This is a genomic window from Actinosynnema sp. NPDC053489, from assembly GCF_044544865.1.
Classification (GTDB): domain Bacteria; phylum Actinomycetota; class Actinomycetes; order Mycobacteriales; family Pseudonocardiaceae; genus Actinosynnema.
In genome coordinates, this window is sequence record NZ_JBITXT010000010.1 from 125236 (window position 1) to 135509 (window position 10274).

Genomic DNA, 10274 nt, shown 5'->3' on the forward strand with positions numbered 1-10274 from the left:
CGGTCCCGACGCCGGTTCAGATCACGCCCAGGGCGAGCATCGCGTCGGCGACCTGGATGAAACCGGCGATGTTCGCGCCGGCCAGGTAGTTCCCCGGCTTGCCGTAGAGGTCGGCCGCCTCCAGGCAACGGTCGTGGATGCCGTGCATGATGTCCGCCAGCCTCCGTTCGGTGTGGTCGAAGGTCCACGAGTCCCGGGACGCGTTCTGCTGCATCTCCAGGGCACTCGTGGCGACACCGCCGGCGTTGGCCGCCTTGCCCGGGGCGAACAGCACGCCCGCGTCGGCGAACAGCCGCACGGCGTCGGGGGTGCACGGCATGTTGGCGCCCTCGGCGACGATGGCGCACCCGTTGCCGACCAGGGTGGCCGCGTCGCGCCCGTTCAGCTCGTTCTGCGTGGCGCAGGGGAGCGCGACGTCGCAGGGGACGTCCCACACCGACCCGCCCTCGACGTACCGGGCACCGGGCCGGGCCTCGGCGTAGTCCGCGACGCGCGCCCGGCGCTTCTCCTTGACGTCCTTGAGCAGGTCGACGTCGATGCCCTGCTCGTCGACCACGTAGCCGTTCGAGTCGGAGCAGGCGATCACCGTGCCGCCCAGCCGCCGCACCTTCTCCGCCGCGTAGATCGCGACGTTGCCGGAACCGGAGACGACGACCTTCTTGCCGTCGAACGAATCACCGCGGGTCTTGAGCATCTCCTCCACGAAGAACGCGGTGCCGTAGCCCGTGGCCTCGGTGCGCACCTGCGAACCGCCCCAGGTCAGCCCCTTGCCGGTCAGCACACCGGACTCGTAGCGGTTCGTGATGCGCTTGTACTGGCCGAACAGGTAGCCGATCTCCCGGCCGCCCACGCCGATGTCGCCGGCGGGCACGTCGGTGTGCTCGCCGATGTGCCGGTACAGCTCGGTCATGAACGCCTGGCAGAAACGCATGACCTCGCCGTCGGAACGGCCCTTCGGGTCGAAGTCGGACCCGCCCTTGCCGCCGCCGATGGGCATCCCGGTGAGCGAGTTCTTGAAGATCTGCTCGAAGCCGAGGAACTTCACGATCCCGAGGTACACGGTCGGGTGAAACCGCAGGCCGCCCTTGTACGGGCCGAGCGCCGAGTTGAACTCGACCCGGAACCCGCGGTTGATCCGCACGGTCCCGGAATCGTCGACCCAGGGCACCCGGAAGATGATCTGCCGCTCCGGCTCGCACAACCGCCGGATCACCGCCGCGTCGGTGTACTCGGGGTGCTTGGCGACCACGGGCCCGAGGCTGTCGAGGACCTCGCGCACCGCCTGGTGGAACTCGTCCTCGCCGGGGTTGCGCCGCAGCACCTCGTCGTAGATGTCGCCCAGCTTCTCGTCCAGGATCGGCACGCGCACTCCTCGGTCGTCCTCGCGGGTGTCCACACGCATTCCACCTCATGGGGGCATGTCGGGCCGGCGAGCTCGTGCCGCGGGGACGGTTGCGGGCGGTGACGGCCGCGCTGGAAGGATGACGCGCCATGGTCGCGGTCGAGGTGAGTGAGCGGACCCTGCGCGAGTTGGCCGACCCGAAGTCGTTCGAGCGCGGCAGGGAGTACTTCGCCGAAGGGCGGGTGCGGCGGATCGGCGTGGACGGGACCACCGTGACCGGCACCGTCGACGGCTCGCGCACCTACCGCGTCCGCCTGGAGGTCACCCGACGCGGCCTGGACGGTCGGTGCTCGTGCCCGTGGGGCCAGGAGGGCTTCTTCTGCAAGCACTGCGTGGCGACGGCGCTGGTGTGGCTGGGCCAGGGCGGTCGGGCCACACCGCCGCGCCCCGCGCCGCCCCGCCCCGGGCCGCTGTCGGACCGGGAGCTGCGGTCGTTCCTGCTCGCCGCCGACCACGGGTGGCTGGTCGACCAGGTGATGGCCGCCACGAAGACCGACCGCGTGCTGCGGGCGCGCCTCGCCGTCGCCGCGGGTGACCCGGTGGACCACGCCTTCGACGACCGGGAGATCCGCGATCGCCTGGAACGGGCGATCGAGATCGCGGACTACGTGGACCACGGCGCGGCGTACGGCTACTTCGAGTACGTCAACGAGGTGCTGGACGCGGTGGCGGAGCTGGTCGACGGCGGGTTCCCCGACGTCGCGATCACGCTGTCCGAATACGCGCTGGAGCTGCTGGAGGACGCGGCCGAGCGGGTGGACGACTCCGACGGTGGCGTGTGGGAGGCCCTGACGCGCGTGCAGGAGATCCACCTGGCCGCCTGCGAAGCCGGTTCCCCCGACCCGCTCGCCCTCGCGGAACGCCTGCTGACCAGGGCTCTGGACAGCGAGTTCGAGGTGTTCCACGACGTCGTGCCCGACTACGAGCGGGTCCTGGGCCCGGCCGGCCTGGCCCGGTACCGCGAGCTGGTCGAGGCGGCGTGGCACGCGTTGCCGCCGGAGCGGTCGCGCGAGCGCGGCAACCGGGCGTCGACCGTCAAGCACCTGGTGGAGCGCCTGGCCGAGTCCACCGGTGGGGCCGACGCGCTGGTCGAAGTGATGGCCCGGGACGTGACCAGCGCCTACGACGCGCTGCGCATCGCCGAACGGCTGCACGCGGACGGCCGTGACGACGAGGCGCTGACGTGGCTGGAGCGCGGCCTGACCGAGTACGGCCCCGCTCCCCGGCTGCGCGCCCTGGCCGCCGACCTCCACCTCCGCGCCGGTCGCCACGAGGAGGCGGCGGAGCTGCGCTACGCCGCCTTCGCCGAGCACCCCACCCTCGCCGCCTACCGAGCCCTGCGCGAGGCCGCGGCCACCGGCTTCCGCCCGTGGCGCGACCGTGCCCTCGCCCTGCTGACCACCACGCCGGAGCCCGGGGCGAACTCGACCCTGGTCGAGATCCTCCTCGACGAGGGTGACGCGGACGCCGCCTGGCAGGCGGTCCAGCGGGGAGGCTGCCAGGCGGACCTCCACCTGCGCGCGGCCCGCGCCCGTGCGGCCACCCACCCGGCCGACGCCATCCCCGTGCTGCTGGACAACGCCGACCGCGTGATCGAACAACGCAGCCGCGACGCCTACCGCTCGGCCGTCCACCTCCTGGCCGAGGCGAAACGCCTGTCCACCCGGTGCGGCCTCCACGAGGACTTCCACCGGCACCTGACAACCCTGCGCCACGACCACCGCACCAAGTGGGCGCTGCGCCAAGAACTGGACCGAGCGGGCCTGCGCTGACCGCGGGTGGCTGACCACCCGGCCACGTCGAGACGTCAACCGGAGCCGGGAAGCGGGCGTTCACCCCACCGTGCAGCGAAAACCCGATCCCGACTTCGAGCGGTTCGTGCTCGAGCGGTCCACCGCACTGCTGCGGCTCGCCGTGCTGCTCGTGCGCGACCGCGGCCACGCGGAGGACATCCTGCAGACGGCCCTGTACCGCCTGTCCGTCCGGTGGCGGTCCGCTCGCGACCACCCCGAGGCGTACACCCGCCGCATCCTGGTCAACCTCGCCCGCGACCGGTGGCGCCACACGTCCCGGCGGGTGTCCGAGGAGGACCTCGACCACGCCGCGCACGTGCCCGGCGGGCGTGACCCGGCGGACACCGTGGTCGACCGCGACGCGCTGCGCCGGGCGTTGGCCGAACTGCCGCGGCGACAGCGGGAGGTCGTCGTGCTGCGGTTCTTCGCCGAGCTGTCGGTGACCGAGACGGCGGCGGCGCTGCGCACCTCGGAGGGCACGGTCAAGGCGCACACCAGCCGGGCGGTCACCCGGCTCCGGCAGGCGCTCGGCGCGCGGATCACGGAGGACAGCCATGATCGCTGACAACGAACTGCTGGACGAGGTCCGCGCCGCGCTGCGGGCCGAGGTCGCGGACGTGACGGCGTCACCCGCGCTGCTGGCCGGCGTGCGGCGGCGGCACGCCCGGCGGCGGTGGACGCGGATCGGGGTGGGCCTCGCGGCCGTCACCGCGACGGCCGCGGTGGCCGCCGTCGTGGTGGTCCCGAACGCCACGCCCCCTCGACCGGCGGTCGAGAACGCCGCCTACGTCGTGGAACGCACCGACGCCGCGTTGACCGACCTGCGCGACGACATCGCCTACGAGCGCGCCGAGTCGGTCGAGGGCGACAAGTACTTCGCCCCCGGTGAGCGGGGGCTCAACGAGCGCTGGCGCACGCCGGACAACCGGGCGTTCCGCTACCGGGCCGGTGTCGCCGGCGAGCCGATCGTCGACCTGAGCTTCACCGTCTTCGTGGACTACCGGGCCCGCACGTACCGGCGGCTCTCCGGTGATCCGTGGGGTGAGGCGGTCTGGACGCCCGACGACCTGCGGCGGGCCATCGCCGACGGGCGGGTCGAGGTGATCGGCCCGGGCGACCCGGTCGACGGCAAGCCGACCGTGAAGCTCCACGTGAACCCGCTCAAGGCCGACGTGCCACTGGACGTGTGGGTGGACGCCTCCACCTACGTGCCGCTGAGGTGGCAATGGAACCAGGACCACTCGACACCGTTCGACGTGACCTGGCTGCCACCGACCCCGGAGAACCTCGCCCACCTCGACCCCCCGATCCCACCCGGGTTCATCGAGGTCGACTAACCCGGTGCGGCCGCCTTACCCCGGCGGCCGCGCCGGACGAACGGCACCTCTCCGCCCGGGTGGGTCGGACCGTCCCATGGACGCCTGCGACGGAATCGCGGCAGGCAAGACAGCGCGGCGAGACTCCCGGTCGGACATCGAATCCTCGGTCGACTGCTGTCTGAGCGGGAGCCTCGCCCATTACGTTCCCCGTGTTCAGCCCGCACCGTGACCCGCGCGGTCACCATGAAGGGCTCATTGCGGATGGCACTACCGGTGAACTGATCGGTGCGGTGGCCGGACCCGGACGGACGGACGACGAAGGCCCTTGACCGGCGCATCCGCCGGTCAAGGGCCTTCTCGTGGTGGTGCCCCCGGCAGGATTCGAACCTGCGCACCCGCCTCCGGAGGGCGGTGCGACTACCCGTTGCGCCGAGCGCTCTACCAGCATAAACAGTGAATTGATCTTGGTCTTAAGGGCTACTTTGGCCCGTATTTGGCACGGGATGGCGTCGTACCGACTGTTGGGCGACAGTCAGCCAAGCGCAAGCGGCTGGAACAGTCGGGGAGCAGGGCGACGTGGTGACCATCGCTTGCGGCGCTCCGACGGGTATCCCCAACCCATCAGCCGCAGCTCGTGCACCGCTCTGCGGCCGTCTCAACGCTACGTGTAGGGCTCTGTGCGGAGATCGTCTGCCCACCGCTGTGAACGCCGGGGGCGAGCGCAGGTAAGCGTGTGGAGCCAAGAGGAGTATCAACACGCCCAACTGTTGCAGCGTTCCGAGGTCCGCACGGTGAAGTGGGACAGGTGGGACAGTGGTTCTGCGGGCTGTCCCACCCCAGAACCGCTGGTTGAGGGGTATAGCGAGACAGCTGGGACAGGTAGGACAGCGTCCACCTTGGAAGGCAGCTGCTGCCACTCCGTCGGACAAGCAAGAAGCACGAGGGATCTACAAGGATCTCGCGTAGACCGACTCTGACCAGTACTTACAGCTCTCCGTACAGCCGCTTCGGCACACCCTCAGCACAGCCCCGCCAATAAGTTGGCAATGTCCGAGGATCCCTCGCCATGGGCAACCGAGGCGACCTATATAGCCCTTCCCGGCCGCTAGCGGGTCATATGCCCCTTCCGGCCGATTCGACGTGAGCTACATAACTAGCAGGCCGCATCGCAGCGGTATGGAACAGCTGACGTCTCGGCTACTCTTCACACTTATGCGCATGCTCTCGGTTATTCCAACTGTTGTGGCAACTACGTTCTTGCTAGCCACAGGCTGTTCGAAATTGTCGACAGAGCAGAAGTACGAACACCTTCGTGACGTCGCGAATAAGGGGGCTGATGCACACTTCGTGTTGGTCAACGAGAACAAGGAGACCAGCCGGGAGGTTTGTGAACAGCATTACAAGGTCTTCGTGCCCGATGGTGCGCCTAATGAGGGGGGTTACACCACGAAAGAGTGGGAACAGTTATCGCTGGACTACTTTATTGATAGCTGCGTCAAGGGAGAGCCGCGGACGATCCAGACTCGTCCGGAGAGCACGACGCCGATAACATCATCAACCTGAGGGCTCCAACGTCTCAGTCGTCCCCACCCCCTGAGCAGTCAAGCATCAGCGTTGTGCCGACCCCACAGTCGAGGTGCTTGTGGGATTCGGCTAACGCCCTCTCACGTCCTTGTGATCGCCGGTTCTATCTTGACCGCAGACCCAACTACCTAGCTCAGACGACAGATCTCCAGCTGCTCCCGATGACAGCACCCGCTCCGGACGATGGCACCGCGCGGTGGGTGAGACAGGTGGGACAGGTGTCTCATGACCTGTCCCATCGTAAAACTGCTGGTTAACCCCTATGTTGGGACAGGTGAGACAGGTGGGACAGCGGTCCCGCAGGCTGTCCCCCTAACCGGCGCTGGTCAGCGGCTATGGCGAGACAGGTGGGAGGGTGGACAGCATAGTCTTCGGTACAGCCACTTGTTACGCACTCGGCACAGACATCTGCTGGAGTCCTCTCTGGGTGCTCGTCCATAGCGTCAAGGGAAGCGCAGACGACATTGACCGTTCAGTCTGCGGTTGACACTCTAGGCGTGAAAATCTGAGATGACTTCACCTACAATCTGGGGAACTTCTTCAAAAGCGAGTTCGAGAAGCTGTTCAAGGCCCACGGCAAGACTGCTATTGTCGACATCAAGGTCCGCAGTCCACGCGTTTGGCGTATATCGGGCGACCATAGATAGATGGTAAAGCACCGCCCACCACAGGCATAGGCGATGGATACCGGTCTTTTGGCTGGGCAGTGTCGGGTCAATGACGTCGCTGAACCCATAGTATGGTCTCCGAATATTCAGTGCTCGCTCAAGCGCAAGTCGATCGTCGTCGCGTTCGTCAAAAGGTTCTCGAGTAGTGTCTATTTCGCCGCGTCGCGATAGGTGAATCGAGTTCTTGTAACGGGGGCTCTTTTTCCCGGCACGTGCATCGATCTCCCATTGCTGATCAAACTGAGGGAAAAATTTTCTGATAAACTCTTCGACGGATGTATCGGGCTCTTCTGCGCTGAGCAAGTCTGGCGGAGCCCCTTTAAGGGTAACTATATCGACGCCATTTCGCGTGGCTAGCACTTCAATGTCTACGGCAAGTGGTCTTGGTTTGTTGCTGAGAGATGGAAAGAGTGAACTTCCGCCCGTTGCCGTTCGGGTTCCGGTCTCATCGAGCAACGATACAAGGTCGCCTAGTTCGACTGCTTCGGTCAGTGGTGCGCTGTTGAGGATGCTCGATATTGTGGGATATGCCTCCGGGGTTCTGCCGGTGCTGCGTACGGTCATATTCATGAGGTTCTGTCGTTGAGTGGGGGCTACGCGATCCCGATCGCTCAAATTGGGTGCCTTCAGCCCATGTCCCTGTAGTTGCCAAGGCATTCTTGTGTCAGGATTGGCTGCGGCGATGGCGCGACCAGCCTGATAAGTGCCGTAGTAGAGCAATATTGGTGTAGCTTCAGCTCCAACGGATGAAGCGGCACTAAACAGCTGTTCAGACTGCTCCAAGGCGGCGCTAAATGTGCCCCTTCTAGCTTGGTTCGCATTAGCGGATGGTGGTGGAGCGGATCTCAATCTCCTTAGGTACTGCCAGTACTCTTTCGACGTTGTGAAATATCGACTCACTGATCATCCAGGTTCGGCTCAGTTGATACGGTGTGTGGAGTCTCCGTCTACTTCACTAAGGGTGTTCGGTATTCTACTGTTCCAACCCTGACTCTGCAGCTCGAATGAGTATGGCGATAGTTATGCGCCTCGTGGGAAGGCCCGGGACAGGGCACATTTGGGAGAGCGACGCTGTGGTCGGTCAAAGCAGAACGGCCATACTGTCGATTACTGCGTCTGCTCCAGCTCGCGACAGGGACTCACGCTTGCCGGGTTTATTTGCGTAGCCAATCGACTTTACCCCTGCTGCATGACTTGCCTCGATGTCTGTGACGGTGTCGCCGATGAGGACTGCATCTGTACTACTTATGCCGAGCCGATTTGCAGCAAGGGTCAATGAGAACGGGTTCGGTTTCATCAAGGCGGGCTGGGCGTGTACGCGGCCGGATATGAAAGAGATGATACTATCTATGCCATGTGTGACCAGGTACTTGCGGATGGCTAGCGCTGAATTATTGCTTACCACTGCTACAGGCCGGCCGCTATCAATGATTCGACGCATGGCCTGAATGGCGAATGGGGTCGGTTCTGCCGATTCGACTGCCTTACCCTCTGCTGCTACAAGATATTCTTCGACGGCGACTAGGCTGTCGCGCTTGTGAATGCCGGTCCAGCGAAGGACGTCCATTGGGTCCGTCTTGTCACCTATGGGGGGTGTAAAGATTGCACTTTGCCGCTGTAGAAGGTCGATCAGGTCGAACGCAATCTGATCAGCCGGGTAGCCTGCGAAAACACTGCAAATCGGTCCGTCGAAGTCAAAGAAGACGGCCTTCGCCTGATCGAGCACCGTGCTATGTGGCTCAGTCATGGGTGTACTCCCGGGCGATCGTGGTCCAGATCGAGTCGAACCATGCGCGTGCCTGACGAACGTACTCGGCCGCAGTCGAGGTGTCGTCGCTCTCGCTGACGGAGTACTGGAAGAGAGTGGCATCCTTGCCCATGGGATCATAGATGGGGATCGACTCACCCTTAATCGTCACGTCGTGCTCTACGACAGGGTAGAAGCCGAAAAACGCATCCTCGTTGTTGAGGATGTAGAGCTTGAGGACTGGCGGGATGCCGTGAACCCGAACCTGGACGCTACCGGACTTGATCAGTCCTAGGTCGGTGAGTTCCTGTACGTCGTCAACGATCGCGTCAATTGACCGTTCGCTGATGCGCTTCTGCCGCATCCGCACTGCTGGGTCATCGGCTGCGGTATCCGCCCTGCACGGGAGTGCCATCGGTACAGACATGTCGGACACCATGATGCGGATGACGACGCTTTCGGGCGTGAGTCGTCCGGCGCGTACCTTGTCGAGGACTTCCGACAAGGTGTTGCGAAGGGTTTCGCTGCCGAAGCCTGCAAAGTCGATCGAGACGTGCGTTCGCTCGAACGCTGCTTCGACGTGCGGGCGGAGTCCTACAGGGCGCTCCGTCTGAGCCCGGACGAACGTGCCGCTGCCCTGACGGCTCACGATCAGGTGTTCGGCCGCCAGCAGTCGCAGCGCTGCCTTGACCGTCTCCCGCGCGACGCCGAACCGGCTCGCCAACGCGGGCTGTGAGGGCAGCTTGTCGCCGGGCTGGAGCTTCTTCGTCAGGATTGCGGCCCGCAGCTTGTTCGCGATCTGCTGCGACTCGGTACGTGGGTCGTCCAGATCAAGGTCGTCCAGGTACTCCAAGCCCTCGCTCATGCCCTCAGCATACCGCCTGACTAGCCAAGACGTACTTTCTGGGTGCTTCCGCTTGACATGACTAGCCATGTCCGCCAAGCTTCCGTCATCGGCTCACCTGACTAGCCAGGGGAGCCAGGAGGAGGCTTAGAGATGGACAGCACGAGCTACTACCCGGATGGTCTGACCTCTGCCGCAGTGGAGCAGCTGCTGGACGCGCAGGTGTCGGTGGAGATCGCGGCTGCTGCTGAGCCGTCGTCGGCCCTGCTGGACGGGTCGGCGCGGGAGCGTCGTAACCGGCGCATCGTGGAGCGGGCGCTGAAGGGGATCACTCCGAAGTACGGCGCCACGGTGGAGCAGGCCGCCGCCGAACTGGAGGAGCCGGCACGGCCGGTGGTCGTGTCGAACGTGTTGCCCGCGCCGGTGTTCGGCCGCTCGAAGGTCAAGGGGCGCAAGGCGCGTCGCAACGCCGCCCGCCGGGCCGCCGTGGTCACGTCGGGTGCGGGGCGGGTGGCGTGATGTCGTTGACGCAGAACGACCTTGGCCACCAGGCGGGTCGGTTCCTGGTCGTCGGTGATGGGCGTCTGCGCGTGGACTTCGCCGCGCTGACCACCGTGGTGCGGGAGCTGGTCGCCCGTGAGGTTCGAACCGCTTTCCCGGCGCCGGAGGACCTGACCGCCGCCCTTGCCGCAGCAGACCTGGCGTGGAGCCGGGAGACCGGCGACGAGACCGCCACCTCGGACTACCTGCGGCACCTGGCCATCACCGCGTCCGGCCTGCTTCACCCGGACCGCCACCACGCTGACCGCGCGGTGCGCGCCTCGTACTGACTTCGCCCGGACCGGCGGCCTACTCCCGCCAAGAAGCCGCCGCCGGTCCGGCCCCATCCACACCGCCCCCATGAGGGCGGGTGAGGA

At 65.8% G+C, this 10274-nt stretch carries 10 protein-coding genes and 1 tRNA gene; 6 read left to right on the top strand and 5 right to left on the bottom strand.

What is annotated here, in order from left to right; all coding sequences use genetic code 11:
* Positions 1–16: 16 nt before the first annotated feature.
* Positions 17–1363 (bottom strand): NADP-specific glutamate dehydrogenase, encoded by a 1347-nt coding sequence (gene gdhA / locus ACIGNX_RS23175; protein WP_396542767.1) that lies wholly within the window; start codon positions 1361–1363, stop codon positions 17–19.
* Between the two features lie 128 nt (positions 1364–1491).
* On the opposite strand from gdhA, the gene ACIGNX_RS23180 reads away from it, so the two are divergent.
* From ACIGNX_RS23180 to ACIGNX_RS23190, 3 genes are all read left to right on the top strand, one after another.
* On the top strand, positions 1492–3174 hold the full coding sequence (locus tag ACIGNX_RS23180; RefSeq protein WP_396542768.1) for an SWIM zinc finger domain-containing protein: 1683 nt from the start codon (positions 1492–1494) through the stop codon (positions 3172–3174).
* Between the two features lie 70 nt (positions 3175–3244).
* Positions 3245–3760 (top strand): SigE family RNA polymerase sigma factor, encoded by a 516-nt coding sequence (locus ACIGNX_RS23185; RefSeq protein ID WP_396542769.1) that lies wholly within the window; start codon positions 3245–3247, stop codon positions 3758–3760.
* Entirely contained in the window at positions 3750–4532 is a 783-nt protein-coding gene (locus ACIGNX_RS23190) for a hypothetical protein (protein ID WP_396542770.1), read from the top strand. The genes ACIGNX_RS23185 and ACIGNX_RS23190 overlap by 11 nt, the downstream gene beginning before the upstream one ends.
* A gap of 345 nt (positions 4533–4877) precedes the next feature.
* Here ACIGNX_RS23190 and ACIGNX_RS23195 read toward each other — a convergent pair.
* Positions 4878–4945, bottom strand: a tRNA-Arg gene (locus ACIGNX_RS23195).
* A gap of 781 nt (positions 4946–5726) precedes the next feature.
* Between ACIGNX_RS23195 and ACIGNX_RS23200 the strand changes: the two genes are divergently transcribed.
* Positions 5727–6077, top strand: coding sequence for a hypothetical protein (locus tag ACIGNX_RS23200; RefSeq protein WP_396542771.1), 351 nt, complete (start codon positions 5727–5729; stop codon positions 6075–6077).
* A gap of 512 nt (positions 6078–6589) precedes the next feature.
* Here the strand turns inward: ACIGNX_RS23200 and ACIGNX_RS23205 are convergent.
* The 3 genes from ACIGNX_RS23205 to ACIGNX_RS23215 form a co-directional block, all read right to left on the bottom strand.
* The gene (locus tag ACIGNX_RS23205) at positions 6590–7666 is read right to left on the bottom strand and encodes a YaaC family protein (RefSeq protein ID WP_396542772.1); all 1077 of its coding nucleotides are present in this window, start codon (positions 7664–7666) and stop codon (positions 6590–6592) included.
* A gap of 181 nt (positions 7667–7847) precedes the next feature.
* Entirely contained in the window at positions 7848–8513 is a 666-nt protein-coding gene (locus tag ACIGNX_RS23210) for an HAD family hydrolase (protein ID WP_396542773.1), read from the bottom strand.
* Positions 8506–9378: a GntR family transcriptional regulator gene (locus ACIGNX_RS23215; RefSeq protein ID WP_396542774.1), complete on the bottom strand. Its 873-nt coding sequence runs from the start codon at positions 9376–9378 to the stop codon at positions 8506–8508. The genes ACIGNX_RS23210 and ACIGNX_RS23215 overlap by 8 nt, the downstream gene beginning before the upstream one ends.
* Before the next feature lie 132 nt (positions 9379–9510).
* Between ACIGNX_RS23215 and ACIGNX_RS23220 the strand changes: the two genes are divergently transcribed.
* Both ACIGNX_RS23220 and ACIGNX_RS23225 read left to right on the top strand, forming a co-directional pair.
* Positions 9511–9876 carry a hypothetical protein gene (locus ACIGNX_RS23220; protein WP_396542775.1) on the top strand — a complete coding sequence of 122 codons (366 nt, stop codon included), beginning with the start codon at positions 9511–9513 and terminating at the stop codon, positions 9874–9876.
* Entirely contained in the window at positions 9876–10187 is a 312-nt protein-coding gene (locus tag ACIGNX_RS23225) for a hypothetical protein (RefSeq protein WP_396542776.1), read from the top strand. Before ACIGNX_RS23220 ends, ACIGNX_RS23225 begins: the two co-directional genes overlap by 1 nt.
* Positions 10188–10274: the final 87 nt, after the last annotated feature.